This is a genomic window from Gilliamella sp. LMG 34361, assembly GCF_984569075.1.
In genome coordinates this window covers 2,582,898-2,600,721 of record NZ_OZ474903.1, presented here as the reverse complement: position 1 = coordinate 2,600,721, position 17,824 = coordinate 2,582,898, and the positions used below count along the sequence as shown (strand labels likewise).

Annotated in this window: 15 protein-coding genes; 13 read left to right on the top strand and 2 right to left on the bottom strand. The window is 35.9% G+C overall.

The genetic code is table 11. The features are described 5' to 3' along the window. Positions 1-2: 2 nt before the first annotated feature. From AC5LXI_RS12185 to recG, 5 genes are all read left to right on the top strand, one after another. Entirely contained in the window at positions 3-1,739 is a 1,737-nt protein-coding gene (locus AC5LXI_RS12185; protein ID WP_493442577.1) for a SulP family inorganic anion transporter, read from the top strand. Positions 1,740-1,776: 37 nt separating this feature from the next. After that, positions 1,777-2,991, top strand: coding sequence for a CinA family nicotinamide mononucleotide deamidase-related protein (locus AC5LXI_RS12180; RefSeq protein WP_493442576.1), 1,215 nt, complete (start codon positions 1,777-1,779; stop codon positions 2,989-2,991). 160 nt (positions 2,992-3,151) lie between these two features. Beyond that, positions 3,152-3,442, top strand: a complete 291-nt coding sequence (gene rpoZ, locus AC5LXI_RS12175) for a DNA-directed RNA polymerase subunit omega (RefSeq protein ID WP_493442575.1) — start codon at positions 3,152-3,154, stop codon at positions 3,440-3,442. Positions 3,443-3,461: 19 nt separating this feature from the next. Continuing rightward, the gene (spoT, locus tag AC5LXI_RS12170; protein ID WP_493442574.1) at positions 3,462-5,570 is read left to right on the top strand and encodes a bifunctional GTP diphosphokinase/guanosine-3',5'-bis pyrophosphate 3'-pyrophosphohydrolase; all 2,109 of its coding nucleotides are present in this window, start codon (positions 3,462-3,464) and stop codon (positions 5,568-5,570) included. A gap of 5 nt (positions 5,571-5,575) precedes the next feature. Further along, entirely contained in the window at positions 5,576-7,669 is a 2,094-nt protein-coding gene (gene recG, locus AC5LXI_RS12165) for an ATP-dependent DNA helicase RecG (protein WP_493442573.1), read from the top strand. 109 nt (positions 7,670-7,778) lie between these two features. On the opposite strand, the gene ulaG is transcribed toward recG, so the two are convergent. Both ulaG and ulaR read right to left on the bottom strand, forming a co-directional pair. After that, the gene (gene ulaG / locus AC5LXI_RS12160) at positions 7,779-8,846 is read right to left on the bottom strand and encodes an L-ascorbate 6-phosphate lactonase (protein WP_493442572.1); all 1,068 of its coding nucleotides are present in this window, start codon (positions 8,844-8,846) and stop codon (positions 7,779-7,781) included. Positions 8,847-8,872: 26 nt separating this feature from the next. Beyond that, entirely contained in the window at positions 8,873-9,634 is a 762-nt protein-coding gene (gene ulaR / locus AC5LXI_RS12155; RefSeq protein WP_493442571.1) for an HTH-type transcriptional regulator UlaR, read from the bottom strand. 435 nt (positions 9,635-10,069) lie between these two features. On the opposite strand from ulaR, the gene AC5LXI_RS12150 reads away from it, so the two are divergent. The 8 genes from AC5LXI_RS12150 to dapF all read left to right on the top strand — a co-directional run bounded on the left by AC5LXI_RS12150 (position 10,070) and on the right by dapF (position 17,823). After that, the gene (locus AC5LXI_RS12150; RefSeq protein ID WP_493442570.1) at positions 10,070-11,833 is read left to right on the top strand and encodes a PTS ascorbate-specific subunit IIBC; all 1,764 of its coding nucleotides are present in this window, start codon (positions 10,070-10,072) and stop codon (positions 11,831-11,833) included. Positions 11,834-11,859: 26 nt separating this feature from the next. After that, entirely contained in the window at positions 11,860-12,333 is a 474-nt protein-coding gene (locus tag AC5LXI_RS12145; RefSeq protein WP_493442569.1) for a PTS sugar transporter subunit IIA, read from the top strand. 3 nt (positions 12,334-12,336) lie between these two features. Further along, complete coding sequence (locus AC5LXI_RS12140; protein ID WP_493444303.1) at positions 12,337-13,035, top strand: L-ribulose-5-phosphate 4-epimerase; 699 nt, start codon at positions 12,337-12,339, stop codon at positions 13,033-13,035. A gap of 14 nt (positions 13,036-13,049) precedes the next feature. Then, positions 13,050-13,694: a 3-keto-L-gulonate-6-phosphate decarboxylase UlaD gene (locus tag AC5LXI_RS12135; RefSeq protein ID WP_493442568.1), complete on the top strand. Its 645-nt coding sequence runs from the start codon at positions 13,050-13,052 to the stop codon at positions 13,692-13,694. 68 nt (positions 13,695-13,762) lie between these two features. After that, a complete protein-coding gene (locus tag AC5LXI_RS12130; protein ID WP_493442567.1) occupies positions 13,763-14,668 on the top strand; it encodes an L-ribulose-5-phosphate 3-epimerase in 906 nt (301 codons plus the stop codon). An 816-nt stretch (positions 14,669-15,484) separates the two neighbouring features. Next, positions 15,485-15,601, top strand: a complete 117-nt coding sequence (gene lptM / locus AC5LXI_RS12125; RefSeq protein WP_493442566.1) for an LPS translocon maturation chaperone LptM — start codon at positions 15,485-15,487, stop codon at positions 15,599-15,601. Between the two features lie 35 nt (positions 15,602-15,636). Then, positions 15,637-16,890, top strand: a complete 1,254-nt coding sequence (lysA, locus tag AC5LXI_RS12120; protein WP_493442565.1) for a diaminopimelate decarboxylase — start codon at positions 15,637-15,639, stop codon at positions 16,888-16,890. Positions 16,891-16,998: 108 nt separating this feature from the next. Next, positions 16,999-17,823, top strand: a complete 825-nt coding sequence (gene dapF / locus AC5LXI_RS12115; protein WP_493442564.1) for a diaminopimelate epimerase — start codon at positions 16,999-17,001, stop codon at positions 17,821-17,823. The last annotated feature ends 1 nt before the right edge of the window (position 17,824 follow it).

Here is a 17,824-nt window from a genome sequence, read left to right as displayed (position 1 = left end):
ACATGGGAAAGTTTACCAATAGCGCGTTATTCCAAAAATTGATTTTTTGGATGCCAGGATTAATGAGTTTATTGCGGTATAAGCGTGAATATCTTAGCTTTGATATCAAAGCCGGATTATCAGTGGCAGCAGTTTCTTTGCCCGTTTCTATCGCTTATGCCGAGCTTACAGGAGTAGGAGCCATTGCGGGATTATATTCGACAATTTTGCCACTTATTGTTTATGCGCTTTTTGGTTCTTCTAAACAACTGATTGTTGGCCCTGATACGGCAACTTGTGCGGTTGTTGCTGCTGTGGTGTTTCCTTTAGCGGCTAATGATCCGGTTTTGCGTTGGCAATTGGTGGTGCTGTTGACCATTATGATCGGTATTTGGTGCTTGATTGCGGGTAAACTTCATTTAGGTGCCTTGGCCGATTTATTAAGTCAGCCGATTTTAATTGGTTTGCTTAATGGGATTTCTATTACTATTATGGTTGATCAGTTAGCTAAGACGTTTGGCTTCAAGTATGATTACTCTTATTTAATTGAGCGTATTGTTTATTTACCCTTTAAGATATCAGAAATTCATATATTGACGACGTTGGTATCGTTGTTTACGTTAGTAATTTTGATGGTTTTGAAAAAATTTAAACCACGTTATCCGGCACCTTTATTTGCTGTAATTATTATGACGTTTCTTTCTTGGTTATTTAACTTTGAACATTATAATGTTCGGATTATTGGTAGTGTAAGTAGTGATTTTATTCCTGCTGAGTCATGGATAGATTTTGATAAAGGTTTGATGCGTGATTTAGTGGTTCCTTCACTTAATATCGCAGTTATCTGTTTTGTTAGTATGATGATAACGGTTCGTAGCTTTGCCTCTAAAAATAATTATGAAACTAATGCCGATGTTGAATTTAAAGCATTGGGGATGGCAAATATCGCCGCTGGCTTATCACAAGGGTTTGTTGTAAGTGGTACCTCATCACGTACCGCCGTTAATGATGCTAATGGCGGTAAAACGCAATTAGTATCAATTATTGCAGCTGTCTTAATTGGCTTAGTGGTGTTGTTTTTTTTATCACCATTACAATATATTCCAACCTGTGTGTTGGGGGTGATTTTAATTTATTCTTCTTTATCTCTTATTAATTTTCAGACTATCATTCGATTTTTTAAATTCGATCGTGATGCATTTTATTTAAGTTTAACAACCCTAATTTCAGTGTTAGTTATTGGTATTATTCCAGGTATGGCATTGGCGGTTTTATTAGGTTTGTTTTTGTTTTTGCGTCGGGTGTTTAGACCGAATGACCAGTTACTAGGTGTTGATGAAGGCGGACGAATTCATTCAATTGGTCCTGATGTTAATCCGCTAAGTAATACTATGATCTATCGATTTAATTCTCCTTTAACTTATTTCAATATTGCTTACTTTAAACGTAAGATTATTAGTCATATTGATGAATCAAATGAGCCAATTAATTATGTTATTGTCGATGCTATACCTTGCTTTATTTATAAAGATGTGAGTGTTTTGATCGGGATTGATGAATTGGTTAAATCGTTAAAGGTTAGAAACGTGGTACTCATTTTATCTGGTCGACGCAGAACATTGAAGAATTGGTTTAAGCAAATGAATCTTAAATTAGATACCGATTATATTGAGTTTGCTTATGATCTTTATTTTGCGGTGAGATTAGTACAGAGTAAAGAGCATATGGAAAGTAAAACTGACGAGGATATTGATAATTAAATTTTTAATCATCATATTAAATTAGCTAGGGATAATTATGAATCAGATAAAAAACCAGATCAAAATTGAAATGCTTAGTACCGGTGATGAAGTTTTATATGGTCAAATTGTTGATACAAATGCAGCTTGGTTATCTGATTTTTTATTTGAAGCAGGGATCAACCTTACCTCCCGTCATACGGTTGGTGATGATTTGTTAACATTGGTCTATACGTTACAAGAACGTAGCTTACATAATGATATTTTAATTGTGAATGGTGGATTAGGGCCAACTAGTGATGATCTTAGTGCACAAGCTGCTGCTCAGGCTAATAATGAGTCGTTGGTTTTACATGAACAATGGCTTAAGGCAGTTGAGCGTTATTTCCTTAATCGCGGTAGAGTGATGCCTTCAAGCAATATTAAACAAGCTATGTTACCTCAAAGTGCGACGTTAATTGATAATCCTATTGGCACAGCATGTGGTTTTAAAATGAGGTTAAATGATTGTCTCTTATTTTTTACGCCGGGTGTACCTTCTGAATTTAAAGAGATGATTAGAAATTCGATTTTGCCAGAAATTAAGGCGATCTATCCAATAACAGAAAGCAAACTTTGTTATCGGCTAACTACGATGGGGCGAACCGAAAGTGATTTAGGGCAGGCGATCGAGACAACATTAGATATTCCTGATACTATCACTGTTGGTTATCGTGCAGCGATGCCTATTATTGAGCTGAAATTAACGGGGCCAGAAAGTAAAAAGCGCGAAATGGATAGCTTATGGCAGAGGATTAAGTCGATTGTTGCCGATAATTTACTCTTTGAAGGTTTTAATCGAAGTGAATCAGGATTAGCTCAGGTAGTATCAAGATTATTAAACGAAAATAATCAATCTATTGTTGTTATTGAACAGCAATCGGCTGGGATGATTAGTTACCAATTGTTGGAAGCTAATGCTCCAGTAGTTAAATCAGAAGTAGTCCCCTTTATGATGGAAGAACCCATCGATTATTTTTCACAAGTATTGCGTAATCAGAAAGTGGATATTGCGCTTGGGATCGTTAATTTTCAGGAAAAAAATACTGAATTTACTTTAGTTATAGCTAGCAAAAATCAAGTATTACATTTTAAATTAAACTACACTGGCCGAGCTCAAAGTAATAAGATTCAGCAACAAATTTTATCAGCGATTGCCTTGGATGGCTTACGTCGTTATCTTTTAAATATGCCTATCATTGGGCCTAATGTTTGGTTAGAGTTAACACAATAGTTTTATTAATAGTTTTGTAATATGGTTTTTCGTTTTTCAAATAATTTAGCAATGGTTTTTCAATTGTTGGTAAGATTAGTTATGGACAATACCTTACAAAATTAAGTACAATGACAGATCTTTCAATTGAAGCTTATAAGTTAACATATTAGAGGTAAAAATGGCTCGTGTAACTGTCCAAGATGCAGTAGAAAAAATTGGTAATCGCTTTGATCTCGTTTTAGTTGCAGCAAGGCGTGCTCGTCAATTACAAGTTGAAAACAAAACACCACTAATTCCAGAAGAAAACGATAAAGAAACTGTCGTTGCTTTACGCGAAATTGAAAATGGGTTTGTAAATAAACAGATTCTTGATACAGCTGAATTTCAAGCTCGTCAAGATGAAGAATTAGAAGTGCGTAATACTCTTCATGAAACAGTACTTTTAGAAAATACTCCCTCATACGAATAAACATTGCTGAGAATTGTCCATGCAATATTTTCAAAGCTTAAAAGAGGTTGTTGCATCTTATCTTCCAACTAAACAAGTTGAATTAATTCAAGATGCCTATTTCTTTGCAAAGCAAGCGCATGAAGGACAATTCCGTTCTAGCGGTGAACCTTATATCACTCATCCAGTCGCTGTGGCAACTATTTTAGCCGATATGCGGCTGGATTATGAAACCGTTATCGCTGCACTTTTGCATGACACCATCGAAGATACTCCAGTCACCTTTCAAGACATAACCCAAAAATTTGGCAAACATGTTGCAGTGCTCGTTGAAGGCGTTTCAAAACTTGATAAGTTAAAATTTAGAAATAGACAAGAAGCGCAAGCTGAAAATTTTCGCAAAATGGTCTTAGCCATGACCGAAGATGTGCGAGTGATTTTAATTAAGTTAGCTGATAGAACGCATAATATGCGTACTCTTGGTGCGTTAAGACCGGATAAGCGTCGTCGTATTGCTAAAGAAACCTTAGAGATTTATGCGCCTTTGGCTCATCGTTTAGGTATTCATCATATTAAAACTGAGCTTGAAATACTCGGTTTTACTGCGATGTATCCTAATCGTGCTAAAGTTCTTGAAAAAGTGGTTAAAATTGCTCGCGGCACTAGAAGGGAACTTATTCAACAAATTTTATCTGAAATTAATGGACGTTTAGTTGAAGCAAATATTGATGCCCAAGTGGAAGCACTGGAAAAAAATATCTATGCTATTTACCAAAAGATGCAACTTCGTGAACAGCATTTCCACTCAATTATGGATATATATGTTTTCCGAATTGTAGTTGATAATGTTGATACTTGCTATCGTGTACTTGGTTTAGTTCATAATCTATATAAACCTCGACTCAATCGCTTCAAAGATTATATTGCTATTCCTAAAGCAAATGGTTATCAATCGTTACACTCTTCATTAATCGGTCCTCATGGTACACCGGTCGAAGTGCAAATAAGAACCGAAGATATGGATCAAATGGCGGAAATGGGAGTTGCGGCACATTGGATTTATAATGAGAATGATGAGTTAAATAACACGACCGCGCAAATTAAAGCTCAACGTTGGATGCAAAGTTTATTAGAGCTTCAACAAAGTGTGGGTAATTCATTTGAATTTATTGAAAATGTTAAGTCAGATCTCTTTCCCAAAGAGATATATGTTTTTACACCAAAAGGTCGGATCGTTCAATTACCTGAAGGGTCAACAGCAGTTGATTTAGCATATGCCGTCCATTCTGATATTGGTTTCCAATGTATTGGCGCGGTAGTTGATCGTAAACCTTATCCGCTTTCTCAACCGTTGAGTAATGGCCAAACAGTTGAAATTATTACTTCCCCTGAAAGTCGTCCTAACGCAAGTTGGCTAAATTTTGTGGTGAGTGCCAAAGCAAGATCGCGTATTCGTCAAGCATTAAAAAATTTGAAACGAGAAGATGCCGTTTTGTTAGGGCGAAAATTACTTAATTTGGCATTAATTAAATCGGGTGGAATTGATTCACTTACCGATAAGCAAAAAGATCGTATCGTTGAGCTGACTAAGCTACCTTCGTTTGATGATGTTTTAGCTGAAATAGGACTTGGCAATATTATGAGCTATTTTATTGTCAAAGGTCTTGAACATAAAGCGCTTTTATCAAATCAATCTGAAACCAATAAAACATTAGTTATAACCGGAATTGAAGGCGTATTAGTCACTTATTCAAGATGTTGCCATCCTATTCCTAATGATCCGATTATCGGTCATGTTAGTCCGGAAAAAGGTTTAACAGTTCACCATGAATCTTGTCGCAATATCAGTGGTTATCAAAATAACCCAGAAAAATATATATCGCTTAAATGGGCGCCTGATATTGAGCAGTTTTTTGTGGCAGAAATCTGGGTAGATATTGTTAATAATCAAGGTTCTTTGGGGCATGTTCTTTCTATCATTAATGATGAGAAAGCCCATATCCAATGGTTGAATACCGAAGAAAAAGATAGACAAATATATACCATTATTTTGCAGATTGAAGTTAAAAATACCCAGCAACTTAATGATTTGATCCGAAAATTATCACTCCAACAAGATGTGGTAAGTGTGATACGTAATATTAATTAGTTATTATGGCCGATCGTTTACTAAATCATATACCGCTTGCAAAATTAGTAGGAATTGGGCCTAGTTTAGAGAGAAAATTCCTTTCACTTGGTATAAAATCTGTTCAAGATCTTCTATTACATTTTCCTCTCCGTTATGAAGATCGTTCGACATCTTTAGCAATTGGTGATGTTGTTATTGGTGAGATGACCACTATTCAAGGTCGAATTATTAAAAGTGAAATCATTTTTACTAAACGTAAAATGTTGTTGTGTCATATCCAAGATGATTCTGGTATCGCAATTTTGCGCTTCCTTAATTTTAACATGGGCATTAAAGCAACGCTGGCACCGGGTAAATGGGTAAGTGCTTATGGCGAAATAAAGAATGGCAGTCAATATCCGGAAATCATTCATCCACAATTTAAAATTCAATCAAAAAAAGAAGAACATTCTAGCTTTTCTGATGTAGATGAAGAACGATTCACACCGATTTATCCAACGACCTATGGATTAACTCAGAATGTCATTCGTAAAACAATACAATCGGCATTAATATTGTTAAAACGCAATCCACCCGATGAAATTTTACCGGCTACATTGAGTTCCAGATATTTGCCTGTCATTGAATCATTAGACATTATTCATAATCCTTCATTAACTACCGATATTGATCGGTTAATTGCTGGAGACCATCAGGCAATAAAACGTTTTATTTTAGAAGAGTTACTTGCTTATCATTTAAGTATGCTACTGATTAAATTCGATAATCAAAGGCAACATTCTTACCCAATGCATGTTACTCAACGTTATACTCAGCCTTTTCTTGCTGCATTACCATTTGAACCGACCAAGGCGCAAAAAAGAGTGGTGCAGGATATTTATCAAGATATGGCAAAATCAGTGCCAATGATGCGATTAGTCCAAGGTGATGTAGGGTCGGGTAAAACCTTAGTTGCCGCGTTAGCCGCTTTAAATGCAATTGAAAATAATCAACAGGTTGTTTTAATGGCGCCAACCGAAATATTAGCCGAACAACATTTTCATAATTTTTGTCAATGGTTTGAGCCACTAGGGATAAAGGTTGAGCTACTTACTGGTCGCTTAACCGCTAAAAATAAACAACTACGCTATAATGATATCGAATTGGGTGAAATTTCAATGTTAATCGGCACTCATGCGGTGTTTGTTGATAAAGTTAATTTTAACCATTTAGGATTAGTCATTATTGATGAACAGCATCGATTCGGGGTAAATCAACGATTAAGTCTTTGGGAAAAAGGAGCCAAAGATGAATTTCATCCGCATCAATTAATCATGACGGCAACGCCAATTCCAAGAACCTTAGCAATGACAGTTTATGCCGATTTAGATGTATCAATTATTGATGAATTACCTCCCGGACGAACCCCTGTCACAACTATTGTTATACCTAATTCACGTCGCGATGAGATTATTGAAAAAGTGAATAATGCTTGTCTTAATAATCGTCAGGTTTATTGGGTTTGTACTTTAGTTGAAGAGTCTGAAACGCTAGATGCGCAAGCAGCTGAAATGTTGGTTGAAGAGTTGCGAATGTTATTGCCTCATCTAAAGATCGCTTTAGTTCATGGCAAAATGAAATCGGACGAAAAACAAGCTGTCATGAAAGCGTTCAAATCAGGAGAAACGCAACTTTTGGTGGCAACAACTGTCATTGAGGTTGGTGTTGATGTGCCAAATGCAAGTTTGATGATTATTGAAAATGCTGAACGATTAGGGCTTTCGCAATTACATCAATTACGAGGGCGAGTTGGTCGAGGTAGTGCCATTTCATATTGTGTCTTAATGTATCAAGCGCCACTGAGTAAAATCGCTCAACAGCGCATGAAAGTGATGCGCGAGAGTAGCGATGGTTTTGTTATTGCGCAAAAAGACCTTGAAATCAGAGGAAGCGGTGAAATTTTAGGCACCAGACAAATGGGGGTCGCCAACTTTAAAGTGGTTGATTTAATCCGTGATCAACATTTAATTAGCGATGTCCAACAAGCCTCATATTATATTCAACAAGATTATCCAGAGTCTGCGCAACAACTTATTGAATGTTGGTTGCCAGAAAGACAGAAATATATCAATGCCTAGCTGTATGACTAATTGCTTAGTTTGGCTTAAGATCAAATAACAAATTGCATTACAAGCAAAAAAACGGACTTTGAGATTATTCAAAGCCCGCTTGTTTTATCGTTTTACTTTATAAGAATGAACGGTATGGGAGTTCAGGTTCATCGGTAAAGATATCTCTAAATCCACGATAGTGTTGATAGTGCATTTTGTTTTTGTCGGTTGGATAAGTATATTTACCACCAACTTGCCAGAAGAATGGCGTAAATTTGTATTCAAGACGATCTTTTTTCATTTGCCAAAGGACTTCAATTTCACGAGGATCGCTTTGGAAATTTGCCCATATATCATGATGGAATGGAATCACAACTTTGGTATTTAACGATTCCGCTGCCCGTAAAATATCTGATGAAGTCATTTTATCTGTTACGCCGCGTGGGTTTTCTCCATAAGATAACAAAGCAACATCAATTTTATGATCATTACCATGTTTTGCATAATAATTCGAGTAGTGAGAATCGCCAGAATGATAAAGTGATCCGCCTGAGGTTTCGAATAAATAGTTAACGGCACGATCATCCATACCATCTAATATGGATTTATCGGTGGATGAAACACCTTTCGGTAGAGTGACTAATGAAGTTCTATCAAAAGAGTCTAAAACGCGAATAGTAATATCACCAACTTGGATAGTTTCACCTACTTTGGCAACGATACAGCGATCTTCCGGAACCCCCCAACTTTTCCATAATTCAACACAGGCTTTAGGACCAATAAATTTGACTTTTGGTGAGCAGTTTTGCATGACTGCCGCTGCAACATTGACATCAATATGATCAGCATGGTCATGGGTTGCCATTACCGCATCAATCTCTTTGATTGCAAAAGGATCAAGAACAAATGGGCTAGTTCTAAGATTTGGTTGTAATTCACGTACTCCACCCATTCGCATCATTTGATGTTGTTTGTTCATTAATGGATTTGCGTGAGTTTTTTTACCGGTACCACACCAAAAATCGACAGAGATATTAGTATTACCTGCTGATTTCAACCAAATCCCTGTACAAGCAAGCCACCACATCGTAAACGTATTAGGTTTAACTTCTGTTGTTTCTATTTCTTCATTAAGCCAAGTTCCCCATTCAGGAAAGGTGTTTAATATCCAAGATTCTCTGGTAATTTCGTTTACTTTACTCATACTTTGTTCCTTTTACAATTTAATTATTAAACTAAAATCACTTCTGTGCCTTGTTCCTTTATGCTTTCAATTACTTCCTTATTTGCTTGTTTGCCAGTTATTAAAATATCAATTTTAGTAACCGGGCAAAAAAGCATGCCAGAATTTGCTTTGGTATTTATCTTAGAACTATCAACAACAACGACTAATTTCTCTATTTTTTCAAGTATTTGTTGTTCTGCTACCGCACCTAATATTTCATTTTTATATAGTCCATTAGGTGTTAAAGTTTTACCACTGGTAAACATCCATTTACCTGCATAAGAATCAGTTATGTTAGCGATTGGGTTGAGAATAATATTTTGTGTTTTGTTATATAACCCCCCCATAATGATGACGTTTTCATGATCATGTTCAATCAAGTAACACGCTAATGGAAAATAGTTGGTGATGATTGAAACATTCTTGCCACATAATTCACGTCCTAATAAAAATGCTGTAGAACCACAATTAATCACGATATTTTCATCACTTCCACATAATTTAGCTGCTCTAATCGCAATGCGTGCTTTTTCATGATAATGGTCAGTATTATTATTGCCTATCGGCGCCCAAATGGGTTTTGCAACTTCAATTCGCATAATTCCATTACGAACTTTTTTTACTCTTCCATCTTGATCAAGCTTGGTAATATCTCGACGAGCCGTGGCTGGTGATATTGAAAAATAGGAAACTAATTCGGTGACTTTTACCATTCCTCGATCATTAACCATCGCTACAATTTCATTATGTCGTGATATTTCGTTCATTATTGCCTCTTATTAAGTAAATATGATTTTTTATGATTGAAAATGATATTAATTTTCGTTTGTTTATTTGTCAATCGTTTAAATCAATAATCTTAACTTGTTACTACAATTTATTGATAATAATAGTTATATTTTTAAGTTTTACTTGCGGTTTTTTATCAAAATGTGACAGAAGTCACATTTGTTCAGATAATAGTGTAAGAAAAGTGATCTCGGTCAAAATAATCATAAACAATCATTGAGTGATTATTTTTGATTGTGGAATATAGTAATAGTTATTCATTTCTCCGATTTGGATAACGCTAAATGAGCAAAAGTTCCATCAATTCGTTTTGCGAGATGAGTAATTATACAAATGACATTAAGTGGGGTTAATGTCCCCATGCTATAGCATTAATGCTATCTAAAGTTGTCAACAATCAATGAGAGGGACATATGGAAGTAATTTATAACATATTTTATATCTTTTATAGTCAGGTTATGACGAAGGCACCATTATTACTGGGCTTAGTTACCTTGCTAGGCTATTGTCTTTTAAAAAAAGATATCACCACGATTTTAAAAGGCACGATTAAAACCATTGTTGGATTTATGCTATTACAAGTTGGTTCAGGTGTTTTAGTTTCAACATTTAAACCGGTTATTGCTAAACTCTCCGAATATCATGGTATAACCGGATCGATTATTGATACTTATGCCTCAATGGTAGCTGTCGAAAAGGGGATGGGTGAACAATATTCGTGGGTTGGTTATGCAGTATTGCTTGCATTAGCAATTAATATTTTACTGGTTATCTTTAGACGTTTCACCGGAATTAGAACCATTATGTTGACCGGTCATATTATGTTTCAACAGGTTGGTTTAATTGCTCTTTTCTACTTCCTGTTTGGTTATAGCATGTGGGAAACTATTACCTACTCAGCAATAATTACGGCATTATATTGGGGAATTTTCTCAAATATGATGTTTAAACCGACTGAATCGGTAACTGGTGGGGCGGGTTTTTCAATTGGTCACCAACAGCAGCTTGGTTCATGGATTGCGGTGAAATTAGCGCCAAAATTGGGCGATAAAAATGATTCAGTAGATAATTTAAAATTACCAAAATGGTTACATATTTTCCATGATAGTATTGCCGCCACAACGATTGTGATGACAATCTTCTTCGGTATCATTCTTATCTCTTTTGGTTTGGATAATTTACAAACAATGGCAGGGTCAACTCATTGGACTATCTACATTTTCGAAACCGGACTTAAATTTGCCGTAGCCATCCAAGTTATTGTTGGTGGTGTAAGAATGTTTGTGGCGGAGTTGTCGGAAGCATTTAAGGGAATTTCTGAAAAATTAATACCAAATGCAGTGTTGGCTATCGATTGTGCGGCTATCTATGCTTTTTCACCTAACGCCATGGTATTTGGTTTTATCTGGGGGGCATTAGGTCAATTTTTGGCAATAGCGTTATTACTAGTATTTAAATCGCCAATCATGATTATCCCTGGTTTTATTCCTATGTTTTTCTCTAATGCCACTATTGGCGTATTTGCTAATCATTATGGTGGGTGGAAAGCGGTAATGAAACTCTGTTTCGTTATGGGAATGGTTGAGGTTCTTGGCTCTGCTTGGGTAATTAATATTTTCGCCCAAAATGGTACGCCAATTGATTCTTGGATGGGAATGGCTGATTGGGCAATTTTATTCCCGCCGATTTTACAAGGTTTATCTTTCTCTCATCTGTTTATCTATGTCTTGATTGCGTTATCTCTGGTCTATATGTTCTTTGCCGCTAAATCACTACGAGCCGAAGAAGCCCTACAAAAACAACAACCGACCAATGATATTCATGATGATGTTAATGAAGCAGTAGTTGAAAAAATGGAGGAAGTGGCAATTAGTGAAGGTCAACCGATTCGTATTCTTGCTGTTTGTGGTAGTGGTCAGGGATCATCAATGATGATGAAGATGAAAATTGCCAATTATTTAGATAAAAAAGGTATCACAAATGTCATGGATTCATGCGCAGTCACGGATTACAAATCAAAACTACCTAATGTTGACATTATTGTTGCTTCTAAACATTTGATTCATGAAATCGAGGTCAACGAAGGACAACATGCATTAGGTGTTCAAAACATGTTAAATCCACAAACTTTTGGTGATGAACTTATCAAACTTATCAATAAAGTAAATGAAAAATAGGCAGAACATTTAAAAGGAGTCCAACAATGGCTTTCAAAGAATCATTAATTGAAAATAACTCTATTTTACTTAAAGCAGAGGCTGCAAGTTGGCAAGACGCGGTTAAGTTAGGAACCGATATGCTGGTTGCGTCTAAAGCAATTGAGCCTCGTTATTATGATGCCATCATTCAATGCGTTAAAACCATGGGGCCTTATATCATTATTGCCCCTAATTTGGCCATGCCACATGCGCGACCAGAAGATGGCGTGAACCGTACGGCTTTTGCATTAGTAACTTTGAAAAAACCTGTTTATTTTGAGGGAGAGACCGATCCTGTTGATGTACTAGTTACCCTCGCCGGTAGTACTTCTGATCAGCATATGGAAGGATTAATGGAAGTGACTCAAATTTTAGATGATGAAAATAGTGAGACAGGGGTTGATCTAGATAAATTGAGACGCTGTAACAGCAAAGAAGATGTTTATGCGGTTATCGATCGCGCGCTAAATGGAGGCTAAATGATGTTTCAAGCATTAAAAGAACGCGTACTACAGGCTAATTTATTGCTACCACAATATAATTTAGTCACCTTTACATGGGGCAATGTATCAGAAGTGGATCGTGCCAAGGAGGTCATTGCCATCAAACCATCTGGGGTTGAGTACAGTGATATGACCATAGATGATATTGTTGTGGTTTCATTGACCGGTGAAATTGTCGAAGGCAAACTAAATCCTTCTAGTGATACCGCAACTCATCTCGAACTCTATAAGGCCTTTGCAAATATTGGCGCAATTGTGCATACCCATTCTCGTTATGCAACCGTTTGGGCACAGGCAGAATTGGATATTCCTGCATTGGGTACCACTCATGCTGACTATTTTTATGGTGATGTACCTTGTAGTCGCAGACTAACTGATAGTGAAATCGCCACAGATTACGAAAAAAATACCGGACTCGTTATTATCGAGGAATTTAAACATCGCGGTATTGATCCTATGGCGATGCCTGGCGTTATTGTCTCTGGTCATGCGCCATTTTGTTGGGGTAAAAATGCCTTAAATGCGGTACACAATGCTGTGGTACTTGAAGAAGTCGCAATGATGGCAATTTCAACTCGGCAACTCAATCAAACCATCAAAATTCAACAAACATTATCCGATAAGCACTATTTTCGCAAACATGGTGCTAATGCTTATTATGGTCAAAAATCAAATTAGATAAGGAAACCGACATGACAACACCAAAATTACAAATTGCTTTAGATCAAACAGAACTAACCTCAGCATTGGAGGTGGCAAAAAATGTTTCAGGATTTGTTGATATTATCGAAGTTGGTACTATTCTCGCCTTTGGTGCCGGAATAGAAAGCGTTAAAAATCTAAGAAAATTATATCCTAATCATATATTAGTCTGTGATTTAAAAACCACTGATGGCGGAGCGATATTAGCTAAAATGGCTTTTTCAGCTGGGGCTAACTGGTTAACGGTTTCAGCAGCAGCGCATATCGCTACCATTGACGCGTGTAAAAAAGTGGCTGACGAATTTAATGGCGAAATTCAGATCGAATTATATGGTCATTGGACACTCGAAGATGCCAAAGCATGGCGGAAATTGGGGATTAAACAGGCTATTTATCATCGTTCTCGTGATGCCGAGCTAGCTGGCGTAGGTTGGGGAGAAGCAGACCTTGTTAAAATGCGTCAACTTTCGGATTTAGGCCTTGAGCTATCTATTACCGGTGGGATTGTACCAGAAGATATTCACTTGTTTGCGGGTATTAAAACTAAGGCTTTTATTGCGGGTCGCGCATTAGCAAATGAAAATGGTAATAAAACGGCGCAAGCATTAAGAGAGCAGATCGCTAAATATTGGTAATTTAACTGATGCAGTCGGTAATACGACTGCATTTTTTATGATTAAACAACTGTTATTAGGTTTTAATTATGTCGAAATTTGCAATCGATCCAACCAAACTGACTAATCATATTGGTATTTATGAAAAAGCCTTACCTAATGATCTTACTTGGCAAGAAAAACTTGACCAAGCAAAATCACTTGGATTTAATTTTATTGAGATTTCAATTGATGAATCCGATGAACGCCGGGCAAGACTTGATTGGTCAGATGACGAAATTTATCAATTAAAACGATTATGTGAACAATCCGGCCTACCATTACATTCAATGTGTTTGAGTGCTCATCGTAAATATCCTTTTGGTTCTGCTGATGAAACCATTCGTCAACAAGCAAAAATCATTATGAATAAAGCGCTCATTCTTGCCTATAAATTAGGTATCAGAGTTATTCAATTGGCTGGCTATGATGTTTATTATGAACCAGCCAATTTACAAACTCACCAACGCTTTATTTCCGGTATGCAATGGTCTGCAAAACAAGCAGAAAAATTAGGAATAATGCTTGCTGTCGAAATTATGGATACTAATTATCTAAATTCGCTTAGCAAGTTTGAAATTCTCAAAAAAGAGGTGAGTTCACCTTACTTTATGGCTTATCCCGATGTGGGTAATATTTCCGGTTGGAATTATGATGTTTGTACTGAGCTTATGTTAAGTCGTGAACATATAGTGCAAATACATTTAAAAGATACTTATAAAGTTAACGCCAATTATGCAGGTCAATTTAGAGATTTAACAATTGGTGAAGGTGAAGTTGACTTTCTTTCCATCTTTAAAACTCTAAAAAGGATGGACTATACCGCACCATTAGTTATCGAAATGTGGGCTAAAGATGAAAATTGGCAAGAAAATATTATCACTGCCAAAAAACGCTTACAAACAATCGCCAAACAGGCAGATTTTCCTTTATTTTCAATATCTCATTTGCAATGATAATTTAAAACAATGCTCCATAATTTTTTAACTTGGAGCATTGATTGGTTTGTGATGGTTATTACATTTAGCCAAATAGTCGTAAGGCGGTATAGACTCCTCAATATTTTTTACAAAAAATTGTATTAAACCAAATAATCATTACCTAAATAACTTATTAATAATTGGAATATGCGTTTAAAAGTTCAGATAATACTCATCGGCTAATATTGGTTAACAAGGGGATACTTCTATAACAGCTTAGTCCGGTCTTATATCCCACTTATTCTTATGTAAGTCGTAAGGCGGTATAGACTCCTCAATATTTTTTACAAAAAATTGTATTAAACCAAATAATCATTACCTAAATAACCTATTAATAATTGGAATATGCGGTTAAAAGTTCAGATAATACTCATCGGTTAATATTGGTAACAAGGGGATACTTCTATAACAGCTTAGTCCGGTCTTATATCCCACTTATTCTTATGTAAGTCGTAAGGCGGTATAGACTCCTCAATATTTTTTACAAAAATTTTGATGAAACCAAGTGATTATTACCTAAAAAGCAATTGAAATATTTTGATTCAAGGTGTGATGATATTTATCGGATAACATTGTCTTAAAGAAGGATAATATTGGGTATTTATCTTTAACTTGAATTTATTGATAATTAAAGCATCATGTCCGTTGATGATCAAATCACTAATATGATTAAATTATTTGTGGTAATTTTCTCGGATTTACTTTAGAAAACTTAACGATTTGCTCTTTGCACGAATATAGCTATCGTGTAATATAGTCTTTATTATAAATTTGATAAATTGCGAATATTGTATGACATCCTTTCTAAAACTCATTTCTGTTTTCTTAGTTGTTTTCATTTTAGTGGGTTGTGGTTTAAAAGGTCCGCTATATTACCCAATGATCAGTCAGGTGCAGCTATTCAATTAAACGATTTAAGTAAAATTGCTTAAAGGAATAATTCAATGGAATTTTTACATTATCACAATGGCCAATTATTGGCTGGTAAAGTCGCTATTTCTGATCTTGCTAAGCAATATGGAACACCGCTATATGTCTATTGTGCTGACCATATAACTCAGCAGTTTTGTGCTTATCAAGATTCACTTAAAGATAAGCAACATTTAATTTGTTATGCCGTTAAGGCAAATAGTAATTTATCGGTTTTAAACTTGTTAGCTAAACTTGGTGCTGGCTTTGATATTGTTTCGCAAGGTGAATTAGAAAGAGTTCTAAAAGCGGGTGGTGATCCTAAAAAAATTGTTTTTTCTGGGGTGGCAAAATCCATTGTAGAAATCAAACGAGCACTTGAAGTTGGCATTAAATGTTTCAATGTTGAATCAGAACCCGAATTGTATCGTATCAACGAAGTTGCAAAACAATTAGGTAAAATAGCAACAGTTTCATTACGAATTAATCCTGATGTGGATGCAAAAACCCATCCCTATATTTCAACTGGATTGCGTGAAAATAAATTTGGTATTAGTTATCAGTTAGCCCTAGATTTTTATCAAAAAGCGGCTTGTTTAAGTCATATCAAAATAGTCGGTATTGATTGTCATATTGGTTCTCAATTAACAGAGCTATCGCCATTTCTTGATGCTGCCGATAGAATTTTGGCATTGGTTGATAAACTTAAAGCTGAAAATATTCATCTTGAACATATCGATTTAGGTGGGGGATTAGGCGTTTGTTATGATAATGAAACACCACCTTGTGCATCCTTACTTGTTTCTGAGTTAATGGTAAAATTAGCCAATTATGCCGAACTTGAAGTTATTTTCGAACCGGGCCGTTCAATTGTTGCTAATGCTGGATTGTTAATTACTAAAGTTGAATACACCAAACATCAAGATGATAATCATTTTGCTATTGTTGATGCGGGTATGAATGATTTAATTCGACCTGCTCTGTATCAAGCTTGGATGCGTGTTTTACCTGTCAAAGAGCCAAAAAGTTCGGATAATAAAGAATATTACAATGTGGTAGGTCCAATTTGTGAATCTAGTGATGTATTGGCCTATCAGCGAGAACTATCCGTTGCACAAGATGATCTCTTAGTGATTTGTAGTGCTGGTGCTTATGGCTTTAGTATGGCCTCAAACTACAATGGTCATCCTCGTCCAGCTGAAGTTATGTTAGAGGGAGACAATCAACATAAATTAATTCGGAAACGTGAGACATTTGATGATTTATGGCGTGGTGAATTAGTATTATAATTTGCTAAAAGATGTAGGGGAGTTAATTCGTTTAGCGAATAAAGCGCTTTATTAATCAAACTTAATAAAAGTAATAGATAATAACGTTTTAAAAAAAGGTAAGTAAAGATGAACTTTTCTAAAATGCATGGATTAGGTAATGATTTTATGGTTATTGATGCAGTAACGCAAAATGTTCATCTTTCGAGTGAAATGATTAAACGTATGTCGGATCGTTATACCGGTATAGGCTTTGATCAATTATTGATTGTTGAACCGCCTTATTCGCCTGAAAGTGATTTCCATTATCGTATATTTAATGCTGATGGATCTGAAGTTGAACAATGTGGTAATGGTGCACGCTGTTTTGCTCGTTTTGTTCGGTTAAAAGGGTTGACGAAAAAACGTGTCCTAAAAGTTAGCACGATGAAAGGTAATATTGTATTGACGGTTAATGACGATGAAACCGTACGTGTCAATATGGGAACGCCTATTTTTGAACCGAGTAAAATTCCTTTCAAAGCTATTAAAGAAGAAAAAACCTATATTATTCGTGCACAAGACCAGACGATTTTGTGTGGCGCAGCGTCTATGGGAAATCCTCATTGTGTTATTCAAGTTGATAATATATTAACAGCTCAAATAGCAACTTTAGGTCCATTGTTAGAACAACATGAACGTTTTCCTGAAAAAGCAAATATTGGTTTTATGCATATTATCGATCGAGATAATATTAATTTGCGAGTCTTTGAGCGAGGTGTTGGTGAAACACAGGCTTGTGGTACAGGTGCTTGTGCGGCTGTTGCGGTCGGTATCAATCAAGGGCTTTTAAACTCACGGGTAAATGTTAATTTACCTGGTGGAAACTTAATTATTGAATGGAAAGGTAATCAGCAACCACTTTTTATGACTGGACCGGCAACACATGTATATGATGGTTATATTTCAATTTAAT

Coding starts and splice junctions, on each gene's coding strand:
- rpoZ (WP_493442575.1), top strand. CDS start 3,152: ATGGCTCGTGTAACTGTCCAAGATGCAGTAGAAAAAATTGGTAATCGC.
- dapF (WP_493442564.1), top strand. CDS start 16,999: ATGAACTTTTCTAAAATGCATGGATTAGGTAATGATTTTATGGTTATT.
- AC5LXI_RS12180 (WP_493442576.1), top strand. CDS start 1,777: ATGAATCAGATAAAAAACCAGATCAAAATTGAAATGCTTAGTACCGGT.
- AC5LXI_RS12135 (WP_493442568.1), top strand. CDS start 13,050: ATGACAACACCAAAATTACAAATTGCTTTAGATCAAACAGAACTAACC.
- spoT (WP_493442574.1), top strand. CDS start 3,462: ATGCAATATTTTCAAAGCTTAAAAGAGGTTGTTGCATCTTATCTTCCA.
- AC5LXI_RS12150 (WP_493442570.1), top strand. CDS start 10,070: ATGGAAGTAATTTATAACATATTTTATATCTTTTATAGTCAGGTTATG.
- ulaR (WP_493442571.1), bottom strand. CDS start 9,634: ATGAACGAAATATCACGACATAATGAAATTGTAGCGATGGTTAATGAT.
- AC5LXI_RS12140 (WP_493444303.1), top strand. CDS start 12,337: ATGTTTCAAGCATTAAAAGAACGCGTACTACAGGCTAATTTATTGCTA.
- AC5LXI_RS12185 (WP_493442577.1), top strand. CDS start 3: ATGGGAAAGTTTACCAATAGCGCGTTATTCCAAAAATTGATTTTTTGG.
- recG (WP_493442573.1), top strand. CDS start 5,576: ATGGCCGATCGTTTACTAAATCATATACCGCTTGCAAAATTAGTAGGA.
- ulaG (WP_493442572.1), bottom strand. CDS start 8,846: ATGAGTAAAGTAAACGAAATTACCAGAGAATCTTGGATATTAAACACC.
- lptM (WP_493442566.1), top strand. CDS start 15,485: ATGACATCCTTTCTAAAACTCATTTCTGTTTTCTTAGTTGTTTTCATT.
- AC5LXI_RS12145 (WP_493442569.1), top strand. CDS start 11,860: ATGGCTTTCAAAGAATCATTAATTGAAAATAACTCTATTTTACTTAAA.
- AC5LXI_RS12130 (WP_493442567.1), top strand. CDS start 13,763: ATGTCGAAATTTGCAATCGATCCAACCAAACTGACTAATCATATTGGT.
- lysA (WP_493442565.1), top strand. CDS start 15,637: ATGGAATTTTTACATTATCACAATGGCCAATTATTGGCTGGTAAAGTC.